The sequence below is a fragment of the Thalassobacillus sp. B23F22_16 genome (genome assembly GCF_043496955.1).
Classification (GTDB): Bacteria; Bacillota; Bacilli; order Bacillales; family Halobacillaceae; genus Thalassobacillus; species Thalassobacillus devorans_A.
Genome location: NZ_JBIEKD010000005.1, coordinates 1 through 16,082, shown reverse-complemented (window position 1 = coordinate 16,082; position 16,082 = coordinate 1). Strand labels below are relative to the sequence as shown.

Sequence of the window (16,082 nt, the reverse complement as noted above, 5' to 3'; positions counted from 1 at the left end):
TTTTAGACCAATTAAGTTTATAAAGGTTTAAAGTATAAGTAAAACTAAGGCTTTCGCCGTAAACCCTTGGCGATAAGCAAAGTTTTTCTAATCACAGAGAGGATTGCCTTAAGACCTCTAGGGGGTAGGCGCTGGCCGATGAAAACGCCACGTCCTGTGGCGTCATCGGCACTAGCACGTCCTGTGCGTCGGAGCTGGATGTAACCCACCACGTAAAGTTATCCACAAAAAGAAATTTTATAATTTCCTAGAAAATAAAAAAAGCCTCCCCTGATATGGGAAGGCTTTCCACGCTTTGCGGCGAAGGACCGATGACCACATTCATCGTTTAGCTCAAAAAAGCATATCCATTCGTCTTACGCAAATTAGCTCATCGCTCAACTAATATACCACGTAAAACCTTCAAACACAATCTTTCTTTTTAAAGTACTTTACTTAAGAACTCCTGCGTCCGTGGATTCTGAGGATTTCCAAAGAGATTATCGGGTATATCTTCTTCCATGATGATTCCTTCATCCATGAACAATACCCTGTCGCCAACTTCCCGGGCAAAGCCCATTTCATGGGTAACAACTACCATGGTCATCCCTTCTTTGGCAAGATCCTTCATAACCTCCAGTACATCCCCTACCAGTTCAGGGTCGAGGGCTGATGTCGGTTCATCAAACAGCATGATTCTAGGTTCCATCGCAAGTGAACGAGCAATGGCGACACGCTGTTTTTGACCACCTGACAAGCTCTCCGGATAAACATCCGCTTTATCACTTAAACCGACTTTATCCAGCAAAGGCAATGCGACTTTCTTTGCTTCGTCTTTGCTCAGACCTTTAACTTTTATAGGCCCAAGAGTGATGTTCTCCAGGACAGTTCTGTGTGGAAAAAGGTTAAAATGCTGAAAGACCATTCCGACCCGGGAGCGTACTTCATTAATATTAACTTTCGGATCAGTCAGGTTTGTGCCTTCAATCAGAACATCGCCGGAAGTGACTTCTTCCAGTAAATTCAGACATCGGAGGAATGTACTTTTTCCGGAACCGGAAGGCCCGATAACACAGACTACTTCTTTCTCTTTAATTTCTGCATCAATTCCTTTCAATACTTCAACGGAACCAAATGATTTATGCAAATCTCTAACGCTGATCATCATACGTCAAGTCTCCTTTCTACCCTTCTCAAGTAAACCGCTGTCGGCACAGTAATGACAAGGTACATAATACAAACCATCGTCAATGCCTCGAATGCAGCAAAAGTCGATCCATAATATTGCTGCCCCATATATAGCAGTTCACCAACAGCGATTACAGAGAAGAGTGAGGTATCCTTAAGACTAATGACAAACTGGTTACCAAGCGGCGGAATCATTCTTCGGAAAGCCTGTGGCCAAATGATGTATCGCATTGTCTGGTTACGAGTAAGACCGATGGACCGACCTGCTTCCTCCTGTCCCTTATCGATCGAGTAAACAGCTCCACGGACAATTTCTGCGATGTATGCCCCCGCATTAATAGCAATCGCTATAATTGACGCCGTTATTTTATCGATATTAACACCCATCAAATCAGACAGACCGAAATAAATGAATAAAATCTGGGCAAGAATCGGTGTACCGCGAACAACTTCTACATATACTGTCGCGATTCCATAGATGATTTTACTTTTTGAAAGGCGGGCGAAACCGAAGATAGCTCCGAGGATAAAGCCGAAGATCAATCCGATACCTGTAATCAATAATGTCCATACCAGCCCTTCGAGCAGCATGGGCATAACCCGGTAATAGTGGGATTGTGTAATAAAATCCATGAATGTTCGCTCCTTATTCAACATTTTGTGCAACATATAAATTAAATTTTTTCATTAGAAAAACTTGGCTTGTCGCCAAGTACTTATGGCGAAAGCCTTAGTATTTTCTTATACTTTAATCCTTTAACAAAGTTAAACTCTCTTAAAGTAAAATAAAAGCGCAACAAGCTAATCACTTGCTACGCTTTTACCGATCAGCTATGACGTCTTGGTGTCTTGTGTATTATTCAGAGGATTCTGTGCCGTATTTACGCTCACCGAACCATTCTTCGTAGATATCATCATACGTACCATTTTCAATGAGAGTTTCCAGCGCTTTGTTTACATCCTCAACAAGCTCGGAATCTTTAGGGAATGCAATACCATACTGCTCCCCTTGCAGAATATCACCGACAGTTTTCAGTTTTGCAGAGTCGTTAGCTACATAATACTGAACATTCGGCACGTCATACATAACTGCATCCAGACGGCCTGACTCCAAGTCCATGTATGCTTCTACAATTCCAGGGAACGTAACTAGCTCAGCATCAGGATGGTTCGATTTGATGTATTCTTCACTGGTTGTACCAGAACGAGTACCAACCTTTTTGCCCGCCAGATCATCTTCAGACTGAATGTCCTCATTATCTTTATTAACAGCGATCATCAGACCTGCATCATAGTATGGGTCTGAAAAGTCGATTGTTTCTTTACGTTCTTCTGTGATGGTCATCCCTGCAATACCGATATCAAAACGGCCGGATTGCATTCCACTGACTACCCCATCAAATTTCATTGACTCGATCTCCACCTCAAAGCCCGCTTCATCAGCAACCGCTTTGATCAGGTCGATGTCGAAACCTTCCATCTCACCTGTTTCTTCGTTCAAAAATTCAAATGGAACGAAGTTGTTATCTGTAGCAACTGTATACTTCTCCGTAGCATCGCCAGTGTTACAACCAGCTAACAGCAGAACGGATAATACAATTGTCAGGATAAATAAGTACCCTTTTCCTTTTCTCATTTTCTTGTCCCCCTTTTTATGTGCGTAATTAATTATCTCAAAAGTCACCATTAATTAAAATTTTCTGAATAATGAATATTATGTCATATTTATACAAAATGAATGATTTTTATAACTTTTTCGGTTGATTGCTAATAATTACAGCTATTTATTACGTATTACTCCTGATTACGATAGATTTACAATTTGACCACAGCTTGTAAACTTTATCAAACAATAATTTTCTAGTATTTTACTAGGATTTTTCACCATATTTATAGAACAAAGTACTTATAAATCTCTAAGGAGGGATATGATGAACTTCCTGGTCAACTGGATTGATTATTTAATTTCAAGTGAAAAGACATTTATTTATTCTACGTTCAGTCTGAAAGAATACTATAAAGTCGTTTCCAAACTTAAATCATCTTCCATTAAGTACCGCGTAGCCTCCAATGTTCACTTATCAGGTAATACTGGCGTGACGAGTAATAATTATGGGAATGAATATAAGTTTTATGTAAAAAAGGAAGATAAGCATAAAGCATTGGAAGCTATACATTCAAATTAATAAACAGGAAATCGTACAAAAAAACCGCCTGGAGAACCAGGCGGTTTTATAGTTTACAATAAATTTTCCTGCAAGCGGAAGCAGACAACTTTCGGTTCGGTCATTGATTCGATGGCGTATCGGACACCCTCGCGTCCAATACCAGAACCTTTGACACCGCCAAACGGCATCGCATCAATTCGGTAGTCGCTGCTGTCATTAATCATGACACCACCGACATTCAAACCCTTGATTGCATGGAAAGCATGATTGATATCGGAAGTGAAAATCCCTGCCTGCAAGCCGTAGTCGACGTCATTGGAACGCTCAATGGCTTCATGCAGGTTTGCAACAGGAGTGATCAGGACAACTGGCCCGAATATTTCCTCATAAGCTATTTTAGCTGTCTTTGGTACATCACTTAAAACAGTAGGGTAATAGAAGCTTCCTTCCCTCTTGCCGCCTGTGTGGATCTTTGCCCCTTTCATCAATGCTTCGTTCACCCAGCTTTCGACTCGCTTTGCCTCCCGTTCATTGATCATCGGACCGACATCCGTCAATTCATCCATTTTATCTCCGACCTTCAATTCGGACGTGCGACTGATGAACGTATCAAGGAAGCGGGCGTACACGTCTTTTTGAACGTAGATTCGCTGGACCCCGATACAGTTTTGGCCGACTGCAGAGAAAGCACCGGAGACACAGGACTGAACCGCATCGTTTAGGTTAGCATCGTTCAATACGATGACAGGAGAATTGGATCCAAGCTCCATGCTTACTTTCTTAGGACCTGCCTGTTCCGATATCTTCTTCCCGGCATCCGGTCCGCCTGTAAAGGACAACACTTTAACAGAAGGGTGAGTGACGAGTGTTTCACCGATTTCACGTCCTGAACCAGTAACCACAGATAAGAATCCATCAGGCAATCCGGCGTGGACGAAAGCTTCCGCTAACATCAAAGCACTAAGCGGAGTGACAGATGCCGGTTTGACAACAATAGCGTTCCCGGCTGCGATTGCGGGTCCGACTTTATGGGCCACAAGGTTCAGTGGATCATTGAATGGGGTGATTGCACCGACGACCCCTACCGGAAATCGGTAATGATATCCGACACGGTTTTCACTGCCTTCATTCTGATCGAAATTGATCGTTTCCCCATTGATTCTGCGAGCTTCTTCGGCACTAATCTGAATCGTCTGGATAGCCCGCTTCACTTCCCCACGAGCTTCATTGATTGTCTTGCTTCCTTCCGAAGCGACTGTTCTGGCAAAATCCTCTGCATTTTCTTTCATATAATTAGCTGCTTCCGATAACACTCGAATCCGTTCGTGGGTTGGCCAGACTGCTGTTTTCATATAAGCTTCTTCAGCTTTTTCAATCGCGATAAGCATATCCTTGCTGCTCCCTAAAGGTACGGAAGCGATTGGACGATCATTTTGAGGATCAACCACCTCAAATGTTTGATTCGAATGGACCCATTCTCCGCCGATCAGCATCTTAACTGCTTTCACTTTGGTATGCATTTCAACACCACCTTCCTTAAATTTTGGCCATAGTCTTCTGTCTTTGATAGTCAATCAGGTCAATCAATAAGGAAAAACCCGTTTCTTTTAGCCCTGCGCCTGCACCCGTCAACATGATTGGTCCTGCCAGGTCACATTCATACAAAATTGCATTCGTTGCACCGGTTACGCCTGCTAAAGGATCATCCGCGTCTAGTAATTGTGGTTCGACAGAGGCGGTAACCTCTCCATTCTCTTTCTTCACCTGCGCCAATAGGCGCCATTTCTTATTATCTTTCAGTGCTTCATTGACCATTTCAAGCGTCATATGACGGATGCCCTTGCATGGGATATCTTTGGAAGAAATCGGTGTACCCATCAAATAGCCAGAAAGGATGGCCGCTTTATAACGGGCGTCATAACCTTCCACATCATTCGTCGGATCTGCTTCGGCATATCCCAGCTCTTTCGCTTTTTGCAAAGCTTTGTCATAGGAATTACCTTTTTCCATTTCTGTAAGAATATAATTAGTCGTACCGTTTAAGATTCCTTTGATTTCCGTTATTTCATTGCCTGCAAGCGTAGCTATTGGCATTCTTAATGCTGGCGTTCCGCTCATCACAGTACCTTCGAAGCCCCAGTAAGCCCCGTTTTTCTCTGCAAGCTCACTAAGCTCTTTGTATGCGAGCGCTACCGGTCCTTTGTTCGTGGTTACGACACTTTTTCCTTTTTCAAAAGCAGCCCGGCAATGGTCGATGGCAGGCTGTCCGGTTTCCACATCAGTAAAAGTCACTTCAACAATCATATCGGCATTGGTATCCTGGATCGTTTCCATACTATTCAGTCCCTTGACTGTACCGGGCTCGTCAGGATAATCCTCCACATTTCCCGTTTTCCGGACTGCTTCGAGTAACTGTGCAACATCCAACCCATCAGGTTTATAGACCGCACCTTTCATCATATCCGAAACCGCCACCACTTCTGCTTCAAGACCATAAGAACATTCCAGCTGTTCCTTCCGCTCCAGCAGAATTTCAGCCAGCGCCTGCCCGACACCACCAAAACCGACAAATGCTATCTTAGTCATCGACCTTCCTCCCTTCTTCTATTTGCAGCAACCTGTGAGCGCTATTCGTCAAAATCGCTGCACCAATTGGCAGGGCGTTTTCATCTATTTGAAAGTCACCTGTATGAAGCTTTCGTTCTGGTGTCCCTTTCTTAGCACACCCGAGAAAAAACATCGCTCCTGGCCTTTCAGCAATCATATGAGCGAAATCCTCGCCACCCATACCAAACGGCCCCTCATGGATTTTCATATTTGGATAAAGATGCCTGGCAGATTTCCTGATTGCTTCATTAACTCGTTTATCATTATCCAGTGCTGGTTCTCCTGTTTCGATTTCAAGCTTATAAGTCCCACCCAATGGCAGAATGACATTTGCCACCTGTTCTAATTCCCGGACTAGCTGCAACCGCATATCTTTAGTGTAGGAGCGCAGAGTGCCAGTAATTGTCACTTCATCAGGGATAACATTTGCCGTCTCCCCTCCATGAATTTCTCCTACACTGATGGTACCTACGGAAAGTGGGTCTATTTTCCGGCTAATCAGACTGTACAACCCTTGTAAAAAATAGCTCGACATCCAAATCGGATCCGTGGCCAGGTGAGGATAGCCGCCATGGCCGCCAGTCGCTTTGATTGTCATATGGAAATTATCGATATTTGCCATACTCGGTCCGTCATTCACCTGAATTTCACCTGTCGCATGCCAAGGGCATACATGTAAAGCAAGGAACACGTCGATGTCATCCAAAAGACCGGACTGCAACATCAATGGTGCCCCGGTTAATCCGGCATCGTTGGTGTCTTCTTCTGCCGGTTGGAAAATGAACTTGATTGTTCCCTTTAACCTTCCTGTCTTTGCATCTTCACTCAATAGTCTGGCAGCTCCTAACAGCATAGCCGTATGGGCATCATGACCACAGGCGTGCATAATACCTTGGTGAATTGATCGATATTCAACATCATTGTGTTCATTAATAGGCAAAGCGTCCATATCTGCACGTAACCCGATGACAGGGCCCTCTCCACTGCTCAGGGTAGCGACAATACCATACCCGCCGACATTGGTTTGGATATCAAAAGCCCCCATCGCTTCAAGCTCGCGGAGAACATATGCACTCGTCTCTTTTTCCTGAAAACTTAATTCCGGATGGCGGTGCAAATGGCGCCGCCACCGGATCAAATCAGCTTTAATACGTTCTGCATTTACGGTTACCGGGTCATGTTTGATTTGCAAAGGGGCCCCTCCCTATCACCCTTTCACTGTCAAACTCTCTGGCAATGAACGGAATGCTTGATTCAAGTCTTCTTTTAAATCTTCGATATCTTCAATACCTGCAGAGTAGCGAATCAATCCTTCTGGTATTCCCATTGCCGCCCGTTCTTCCGGCGTACACTCGACATGGCTGGTAGTTCTGGCAGGGCCGACAATCGTTTCTACAGCACCAAGGTTAGCCGCACGGTTGGAATACTTGAGCTTAGGAAGTAAATGACGGACAGTATCCATACCGCCTTTGACTGAAAAGCTCAGCATGCCGCCGAATCCTTTCATTTGTGTCTTAGCAATATCGTGGCCTTTATGCTCTTCCAGCCCAGGGTAGAATACGTCATCGACAATATCGATAGTTTTTAAATGACGGGCTATCGCTAAGGCATTTTCATTTTGACGGTCAATACGAAGTTTCAATGTCTTCATGCCTCGAAGCAGCAGGTAAGCCGCCATCGGATCGAGCGTAGCACCGTTGATTTCGCGGTAATGGTACACTTTCTCAACGAGTTCTTTACTACCGACAAGTGCTCCGCCAAGTGCATCGGCATGACCGCCCAAGAACTTAGTGGCACTGTGGATAACCAGGTCTGCTCCTAAGGCGAGCGGGTTCTGGTTGACTGGTGTTGCAAACGTATTATCTACAACAACAAGAGCTCCTACCTTTTTAGCCACTTTTGCCATCCGTTCAATATCAGTTATTTTAACGGTCGGGTTGGTCGGTGTTTCAAGATAAAGAACTTTACAGCCTTTCATTACTTCTCTTTCAATCGCTTCATGATTCCCTGTCTCACAAAGCTCTACATCGATTTGCTGCTGCGGGAGAAATTCTGTGAAAATTTTGTTCGTGCCACCGTACGTATCTTTAATAGAAACAATCCGGTCGCCAGGGAATAAGAGTGTTCCTAGTGTGTTGCTGATAGCTGCCATCCCTGTGGAAAAACTGGTTGCAGCTTCCGCATCCTCCAGAATCCTGATTTTTTCTTCAAATGCCTGGACGGTTGGATTCGTATTTCGTCCATAAATGTGCCCTTCTTTATTGCCTACAGCTACTTCATACCAGTCATCCATATCGTCATAACCAAACGACACACTGTGAACCACCGGTACCTGCGTTGCTCCGAAAGCTAAAGAATCCTTTTCCCCCGCCCAAATTGCACGTGTTCCGATATTTGTCTTTTTCATCCTAAATTCCTCCCTTGGTTTTTATTTAGTAAGCCTCTCGTAGGCATACCTAGCAATTGCTGTGTCCTGGACGCCGGTGCCAGTCAAATCACAAATTGTTATTTGATTTTCTGAACTTCGGCCTTTTTTATCGCCAGCAGTAACCTCCCCGAGTTCAATCGCTTCATCGATCACCCGCTGGCTGTTGCAGGCACGCAGTTCCCCAAGCCTAGTTGACTGGGCGATAACGTCACAGACAAACATATCTGCTTTTTCTAACACGCTGCTCTCCAATTCCTGCTTATGCTCAGCGTCTGACCCCATCGCAGTTATATGCAGGCCTGGATGAAGCCATTCCCCTTTAATCACCGGAGCGGTTGCTGGTGTGGTAGTTATGACGACATCACTTGCCTTGACCACTTCCTCCGCTGTACGGGTGATGGTTACATCAATTCCTAGCTCCCGCTCCATATCTTCTTTGTATTGTTCCGCTTTCTCATGTGTCCGCCCATAGACGAGCAATTGATCAAAATCCCGGACTAGCTTGAGAGCTTTTACTTGATATCGTGCCTGCGCCCCGGTTCCAATTATCCCTGCTGTATGGATATGCTCCCGGGCCAGGTGCTGAGCCGCGACAGCTCCTGCAGCTGCCGTCCGTACCTCTGTGAGATAACCATTATCTGCAAGAACTGCTTTCGGGATACCGGTTTCCGAACTCAATAACAGCATCATGCCACTGGCGCTTGGCAAGCCAAGTTTATAATTATCGAAAAAACCAGAGGAAAGCTTTACGGCGAAGCTCTCATAACCTGCTATATAAGCTGATTTGATATCAACTTCGCCGTTATATTCCGGTACATCAATTCGCATGATTGGCGGCATTTGCACCTTTTTTTGAACTAAATCAGTAAAGGCCTTCTCGACTATGTCAATAACTTCTTTTTCGAGGTGGATGACCTTCTCCATCTCCCCCTTAGCAAACAGCTTCATCACGAGACACCTCCTAGCTGATCTTATCGGTTGGATTGAGGTTCAATGGATCCCGTACAATCAACCCTTGTGGATAATTTGTAAACCGTTCACAGCCTGTATCCGTAACCCGGAAGGTCTCCGAAATTTCAATGCCATAGTGATCATACCAAAGGCCCGGGATCAGATGGAATGTCATATTTGGCTCTAGGACTGTCTGGTCACCTTTTCGCAGGCTCGCGGTGTGCTCACCCCAGTCAGGAGGGTAACCCAAACCAACGGAGTAACCCAGTCTCGATTCTTTTTCCATTCCATATTTACTGATGCTTTTACGCCATACTTCCTCAATGTCACCGCAGGTGATCCCTGGCTTGATCGCTGCTAGCACTTCCTGGATTCCTTCGGTCACTATTGGCGAAAGCGTTGTCATTTCTTCCGTAGGCGTTCCTAGAGAAACCGTACGAGCTAACGGAACGTGATAACGTTTATAACAGCCAGCCAATTCAATGATGACAGATTCTCCAGTCATAAAGGACCGTTCTGACCAGGTAAGATGTGGAGTGCAGGTATTTTCTCCTGATGGCAGCAATGGTACGATCGAAGGATAATCGCCTCCATGCCCATTAGCGCCTTTGACGAGGTGATAATATATAGTTGCCGCTACATCCGATTCTTTAGCCCCGGCATAAATACTTTCAATTCCTTTTTCCATGGCATGTTCGGCTATCTGTGCGGCTCGCTTCATGTATTCAATTTCCTGATCGGACTTAATGATGCGGACACCGTTAACCAACAAGTCCGCGTTTTTGAAAGTTGCATTCGGCATGTTTTTCTTCAATTGCTCGAATGCCTTCGCCGAAAAATAATAATTATCCATCTCTACCCCAATTGTCCGGTTACCCTGGCCAATTTGATTTAAAATTTCAGCAATGAAGTCCATTGGATGATAGACATCAGAGTGTACGTAATAATCAGGATAGGAAATCACATTTTCATCATAGATCCAGGTTGTCTTCCTTGCCCCATTAGCATCCTGAAACCTGCCTATCCACAATGGCTGTGCTTCATCGATAATAATGACAAGCATCTGATGGACATAAAAAGACCATGCATCATAACCGGAAAGATAATTCATATTAGCGGGATCTGTAATCAGCAGCACCTCTATCCCTTTCTCTTCCATCCGCTTCTTCGTTTTTTCCAGCCGCCCATGGTATTCTAAAATATCAAAAGGAAGCATCATCATATTCCCTCCTTACATTAACTGAATATTTATATAATTCTTACTTCTCATTGTATTCATTAAAGTAAACAAATGTAATGTCCAATATGTATGAACTTTCCGAGCTAGGCTTTATACAAATTAAATAGGCGCTCCGCAAAAACCCATAATGGGTTTCACAGAGCGCCTATATCTGGCATTATTCAAGTTTTTTCAGCATCCAAAGGCGAACACTCAGTTCCAACAGGAATAAATCATCAGAGTCGACCAATGACAAGCCTGTCAAGTGCTCAATATTCCGAAGACGATGTAACAGTGACTGCCGGTGCAAGTTTAGTGCACGTGCCGTCTGGCTCACATTGCTATTGTATTTATTGTAAACAATGAACGTGTGAATCAAGTCCGTCTGCCGCTTCTTATCATATTCAATCAGCTTCTCCAATGTGTCTTTCACAATTGCAGAAATATCCGGATCATGGGAGAGTGACATCAGCAGCCGGTTGATGCGGGTGTCACTGAAAAAGGTCCGTTCACCTTTTCCATACTGCTGCTTGCCGATATCAAGCGCTGTTTTCGCTTCCTGATAGCTTTTATGGAAGGAATAATGGCCGTCCTTATGAATGGCGATTCCCCACGATATCTCAATACCAGCTAATAAATCATTCAAGCGCCGTTCGACCATATCCAAAAATTGATTGGACGCTTCCATATAAGGATGATGATCTGCTTCCAGATACACAATCACTTCCCCATCCTCAAAGGTCGTCATGGTGCTCCTACTCAGCAGCTCGCCAGCCTGATTGATTTCTTTTTGAATATAATAATTGCGGCTATGGAGGGAAGAGCCGGCAGAACGATCCGTCTCCTTCAATTTTTGGTTCGTTTCCGTAAAACTGATTTCACCTACCATACAGATATAAGACTTTGTCAGGTCATACCCAAGCAGCTGCCCCTTCGACATCGTCTGCTTCGTAATTTCTGTATCATTTTTAGCGAGGTCTAATAAGAAATTATCCTTCAAGCGGATTTCGGTCATTTCAATAGCATTTTCCTGTAAGAAATAAAGGGCGCACGCCGTCAAAGCATGCTCTAAAATATTCATGACCAGCCACGTCAGCTGGTGACGGTCGTCCGGTTTGAAAATCAAATACCCCTGCTTTTTTTGATTCGAAAGGATTGTAAGCTGGTAGCATGTCTGTTGATCGATGACAAATTCTTCAATATGGTGGTACAACGGATGCTCGCTGAACTGGATATCAGTCTGGGGGATTTGCTGTACCTGCCCGTCGACCTTTCCATTAAAAACATCCAGCAGGTGCGGATCGACATCATGGTTAGCCCGTATCCGCTTATTGTGATCGCTGATCGCAATCGGTATTTTCGTATTTTTATACAAATAATTAGATATTTCCTGAAGGCCTTTCCCATTTAAAACAAATGTAATCAATTCCTGTCTGATTTCTTCTGCCTGCTGTCTTTCGGCCTTCTTTTCCTGACTGATTTCTTCCAGCACCACTTGCAGGATATCACCAAAACGTACTTCCCAAGGGAGATCGATAAGGATCAGATCCTTTTGTTCAGCGAGCTGTATAATTCGGTCGGGTATATCATAGATATAACGGCCAGTGGCAAACGCCAGGACAGAAGCTCCGGATTGGATGACATCTCTTGTGAATTCCTCCAGCAGCAGGGGGTCATCTTCACAGCCAATTCCTGTACTTAAGACGAACTCATTGCTTCGCACAAAATTTTCAACTGGTGTCTCAATCACCGAAATCCAATCGACCTCTTTTTCATGTAATACTGACTTACCTGTCTTGACCTTGGCTGTCTCCATAATCGGAAGCTGGATGATGTCTTTTACGGTCAATCCCATATCCCCCACCTCACCCTTGTTAAACTAATACTTGCCGGTCAAGGAACGGATCGTGTCGTGATCGACATTGTTTCCGCTGATGACTAGGACAATATTTTTATATTTACTACTTTCTTCTCCCAGCAGCCACCCAATTCCTGCTCCGGCTGCCCCCTCTATTGCCATTTTATGATATTCCAGCATAAACATTATCCCTTTTGCAATCGAATTCTCCGATACAAGCACACTCTTATCCATTAATTGTTTCACCATTGAAAAAGTGTAGCGATTATCAGGACCAAGCCCGCCGAGCAAGCTATCGGCTAAGGTGTCCGACTCTTTCAAAACGATGGGCCTGCCATGCTTCAGACTTTCATGCATGACTGCTCCTTTCTCCATAGAAACACCAGTGATATTAATAGTCGCGTCCGTGGATTTCAATGCAAGACTGATTCCTGCAAGCAGCCCGCCACCTGACAATGGAATGACCGCCTGATCAATTTCCGGGCATTCTTCTAAAAGTTCCAATGCAATCGTCCCTTGGCCAGCGATGACTTCCGGGTCATCAAATGGCTTTATGACTGTAACGCCTGATTGGTTCTCCAGTTCGTAGCAATACTGTTCGGCGTCGTCCTGATTATCACCAACTATCTCCACATGGGCACCCAGACGCTTCAACTTTTTCACCTTTTCCTGCGGCACTCTTCTGGAAATACAGACAGTCGCAGGTATATTGGCCGCTTTTGCTACGTGAGCAACCGCAATCCCGTGATTTCCTGTTGAAAAAGTAGCTACCCCTTTATCCTTTTCATCTTTCGTCAACGACAAAATCTTGTTGGCAGCTCCTCTTAGTTTGAAGGCTCCAGTCGGTTGCATATTCTCTAGTTTCAAATAGACATTAGCCTCCAGCCTGTCAGACAGATGCTGAGAAAAAAGCAATGGAGTTTTAGATACTATGCTTCCTATACGCTTTTGAGCTCTCCAAACATCCCGGATCGTTACACCTGCCACTTGCATTCTTTCCATTCCGCCACCCCCAATACCTTTTCTGAATTATATATAACCTTATAATTATCAGTCAATTGCCAATATTATAGTTTTTAATGAAATTTAGACAAAGTACCGTTCTCTCTTCAATGATACAACCATATTTTATTTAGAGAGGAGGTGTTAATATTGGCGATCATCGAACAAAAAGGATATATCTATACAATCAAGCAAGGAGATACCTTATACGCTATTGCCCGCAGGTTCGGTACCACTGTGGAAGCTATTGAACAGGCAAACCATTTGTTCCCCCCTGTTACAGACCGTGGGCTTATTTTTCCAGAAGATGTGTTGGTAGTACCTACTTCTACTCCGTCACCTATAATGAGTTATGTTGTTTACCCGGGGGATGGATTAAGAGGGATTGCCGCTTCTTTTCAAACATCGGTAGATTTATTGGCCGGTATCAATAATATCGATAATCCGAACCTCATTTATATCGATCAATTGCTGTTAGTCCCTGCATTTTCGTATGAAATCCAATCCGGGGACACGCTATACCGTATCGCTTCCCGATTCGGTACCACGCTAGAAGCCATTGAAAAAGCAAACAGCGACAGGCCTGGTTTTCAAAGAGATGTCATCTGGCCCGGCTACCACATGGTTATCCCTATTCCTACTTCTACTAATATCTTTGCTACTACTCCGCTCCCGGGGACCCGAATTAAAAGTGGGCAGCAAGTAGAAGGATATGCCAGGGTTTTTGAGGCTTCCGTCCAGCATCAAGTAAGGGACAATAATAATGTGGTTGTTTCCCGTGAGCGCTTCACAACCGCATCCGAGGGGGCACCTGCTTATGGATTCTTCAGCAGTACGCTGCCATTTGACCGGCAGCCGACAAGCAGCTCGGGTGAAGTGTGGGTTTATAGCAGAAGTGCTAAAGACAACAGTATCCAGGATCTTGTACGAATTCCGGTAACTTTTTAGCACAGAAAAAACCCCGATCCTATAGCTCGATCGGGGTTCTTCATCAGCTTGCTTTTCTCGCAATTACTTGTTTATTTAGCATTCCTTTATATTTCATTATTTGTACGACAAACCAGACAGCTACTGCCAGCCAGATGACCGAACCGATGATCATCGATGTCGAATAAGCTAAACCGAAGCCTTCAGGGGCATAGAAGATATACGTACTGACAACTGCGGTCATAAATAACGCTGGGATACTGGCAATCCAGTGGAATTTTTTACTCTGCAGCAGGTACATTGCTGCTGTCCAGAGCATGACGGTGGCCACAACCTGATTGGACCAGCCGACATAACGCCAAAGGAAACTGTAGTCCATTTGTGTTAACAAAAATGTCGGAATCGCTACGGGGAAGACAAGACCGATTTTCACCCAGTTTCCCTTCAATTCCTTTTTACTCACTTGCTTCAATAAATCAGCCAGCATCATTCGTGAGGAACGAAGCGCTGTATCACCTGTCGTGATTGGCAGGATGATAACGCCAAGCACTGCTAATATACCGCCTAATGTGCCAAGTGTAGTCGTGCTGATTTCATTGACTACACCAGCAGGTCCGCCTGCTGCTAATGCCTCTTGCAGCCCGCCAGTGTCCCCGAAGAAAGCCATACCGGCTGCTGCCCATATCAAGGCGATGACTCCTTCTGCGATCATGGCACCGTAGAATACTTTACGGCCTTCACTCTCTTTTTTAAGAGTACGAGCCAATATCGGGCTTTGCGTACTATGAAAACCAGAAATGGCGCCACAAGAAATAGTGACCATCAACAACGGCCAAACTGGCAGGTTGTCTGGGTGAAGGTTGCTCACTGTCAGGTTTGGTACCGGGTTGTCGAAAAAGAACAAACCAATTCCGATCGCCACTGCCATGAAGATCAATACGGCACCAAAAATCGGGTAGACTTTCCCTATGATTTTATTGACCGGCAAAACTGTCGCGATTAAAAAGTAAGCGAAAATGATCAAGAGGGAAGCAAGAAATCCCAGTGGGGTCACTTCCGCCATCAGCTGTGCAGGGCCAGCTGTAAAAGCAGCAGCTACCAGAATCATTAAAGCTATCGATAGTAGATTAATAATGGACTTTGCATGTTTTCCTAAGTATTTTCCAACGAGAGTCGGATACTGTGCTCCATTATGCCGAAGTGATAACATGCCTGAAAAATAGTCATGTACAGCTCCTGCAAAAATCGAGCCCACTACGATCCAGATAAATGCAATAGGACCATATAACGCTCCCATTACTGCCCCAAAAATCGGACCAAGCCCAGCGATATTCAATAACTGGATCAAGCTTGCCTTCCACCAGCTCATCGGCATGTAATCGAAGCCGTCATTGTTTCTGTATGCTGGTGTCTGCTGTTGGTCGTCAATGCCGAAAATTCGTTCGACCACCTTTGCGTAAACGAAATAACCTGTAAGTAATAATGCGATGGATGCAACAAATGTAAGCATCGCTGAGCCTCCCTTCAAATTGAGTGATAGGAAGTATTCTATAACGGAATTAGACAAAAAACAACATCTTTTCTGAAAATTTTATGTATTCTTTCTAATTAACCGCTTACATTATTAAATCGAGTAGGAGGAGGTGACTAACCTCCGTCCTCTCACACCACCGTACGTACGGACCCGTATACGGCGGTTTCTTTAAGATTGACGTAAGAAAATATATCTTTGATACAAACTGCGAAGCCCTAAAC

The 16,082-nt window shown here is 44.5% G+C and carries 14 protein-coding genes; 2 read left to right on the top strand and 12 right to left on the bottom strand.

From position 1 onward, the window contains the following. Window positions 1-421: 421 nt before the first annotated feature. The 3 genes from ACGTNI_RS05790 to ACGTNI_RS05780 form a co-directional block, all read right to left on the bottom strand. Entirely contained in the window at window positions 422-1,144 is a 723-nt protein-coding gene (locus ACGTNI_RS05790) for an amino acid ABC transporter ATP-binding protein (RefSeq protein ID WP_394460920.1), read from the bottom strand. Beyond that, window positions 1,144-1,800, bottom strand: coding sequence for an amino acid ABC transporter permease (locus ACGTNI_RS05785; RefSeq protein ID WP_085505416.1), 657 nt, complete (start codon window positions 1,798-1,800; stop codon window positions 1,144-1,146). The genes ACGTNI_RS05790 and ACGTNI_RS05785 overlap by 1 nt, the downstream gene beginning before the upstream one ends. A 223-nt stretch (window positions 1,801-2,023) precedes the next feature. Next, the gene (locus tag ACGTNI_RS05780; RefSeq protein WP_394460689.1) at window positions 2,024-2,803 is read right to left on the bottom strand and encodes a glutamine ABC transporter substrate-binding protein; all 780 of its coding nucleotides are present in this window, start codon (window positions 2,801-2,803) and stop codon (window positions 2,024-2,026) included. Between the two features lie 295 nt (window positions 2,804-3,098). On the opposite strand from ACGTNI_RS05780, the gene ACGTNI_RS05775 reads away from it, so the two are divergent. Beyond that, the gene (locus tag ACGTNI_RS05775) at window positions 3,099-3,353 is read left to right on the top strand and encodes a hypothetical protein (RefSeq protein ID WP_394460688.1); all 255 of its coding nucleotides are present in this window, start codon (window positions 3,099-3,101) and stop codon (window positions 3,351-3,353) included. Window positions 3,354-3,406: 53 nt separating this feature from the next. Here the strand turns inward: ACGTNI_RS05775 and ACGTNI_RS05770 are convergent, their stop codons facing one another. The 8 genes from ACGTNI_RS05770 to eutB form a co-directional block, all read right to left on the bottom strand. Then, on the bottom strand, window positions 3,407-4,855 hold the full coding sequence (locus tag ACGTNI_RS05770) for an aldehyde dehydrogenase family protein (RefSeq protein WP_394460686.1): 1,449 nt from the start codon (window positions 4,853-4,855) through the stop codon (window positions 3,407-3,409). A gap of 16 nt (window positions 4,856-4,871) precedes the next feature. Next, the gene (locus ACGTNI_RS05765; protein ID WP_394460684.1) at window positions 4,872-5,921 is read right to left on the bottom strand and encodes a homoserine dehydrogenase; all 1,050 of its coding nucleotides are present in this window, start codon (window positions 5,919-5,921) and stop codon (window positions 4,872-4,874) included. Then, entirely contained in the window at window positions 5,914-7,134 is a 1,221-nt protein-coding gene (locus ACGTNI_RS05760) for a M20 metallopeptidase family protein (protein ID WP_394460682.1), read from the bottom strand. The genes ACGTNI_RS05765 and ACGTNI_RS05760 overlap by 8 nt, the downstream gene beginning before the upstream one ends. A 15-nt stretch (window positions 7,135-7,149) precedes the next feature. Further along, window positions 7,150-8,349, bottom strand: coding sequence for a cystathionine gamma-synthase family protein (locus ACGTNI_RS05755; protein ID WP_394460680.1), 1,200 nt, complete (start codon window positions 8,347-8,349; stop codon window positions 7,150-7,152). Window positions 8,350-8,370: 21 nt separating this feature from the next. Further along, window positions 8,371-9,318 (bottom strand): cyclodeaminase, encoded by a 948-nt coding sequence (locus ACGTNI_RS05750; RefSeq protein ID WP_394460918.1) that lies wholly within the window; start codon window positions 9,316-9,318, stop codon window positions 8,371-8,373. Window positions 9,319-9,331: 13 nt separating this feature from the next. After that, window positions 9,332-10,537 carry a M24 family metallopeptidase gene (locus ACGTNI_RS05745; protein ID WP_394460916.1) on the bottom strand — a complete coding sequence of 402 codons (1,206 nt, stop codon included), beginning with the start codon at window positions 10,535-10,537 and terminating at the stop codon, window positions 9,332-9,334. 181 nt (window positions 10,538-10,718) lie between these two features. Continuing rightward, complete coding sequence (locus ACGTNI_RS05740) at window positions 10,719-12,395, bottom strand: PucR family transcriptional regulator (protein WP_394460678.1); 1,677 nt, start codon at window positions 12,393-12,395, stop codon at window positions 10,719-10,721. A gap of 24 nt (window positions 12,396-12,419) precedes the next feature. Further along, window positions 12,420-13,400 carry a hydroxyectoine utilization dehydratase EutB gene (eutB, locus tag ACGTNI_RS05735; protein ID WP_394460676.1) on the bottom strand — a complete coding sequence of 327 codons (981 nt, stop codon included), beginning with the start codon at window positions 13,398-13,400 and terminating at the stop codon, window positions 12,420-12,422. Between the two features lie 141 nt (window positions 13,401-13,541). Between eutB and ACGTNI_RS05730 the strand changes: the two genes are divergently transcribed. Next, complete coding sequence (locus ACGTNI_RS05730; protein WP_394460674.1) at window positions 13,542-14,348, top strand: LysM peptidoglycan-binding domain-containing protein; 807 nt, start codon at window positions 13,542-13,544, stop codon at window positions 14,346-14,348. A gap of 43 nt (window positions 14,349-14,391) precedes the next feature. Here the strand turns inward: ACGTNI_RS05730 and ACGTNI_RS05725 are convergent, their stop codons facing one another. Next, window positions 14,392-15,837: a carbon starvation CstA family protein gene (locus ACGTNI_RS05725; protein WP_394460672.1), complete on the bottom strand. Its 1,446-nt coding sequence runs from the start codon at window positions 15,835-15,837 to the stop codon at window positions 14,392-14,394. Between the last annotated feature and the right edge of the window lie 245 nt (window positions 15,838-16,082).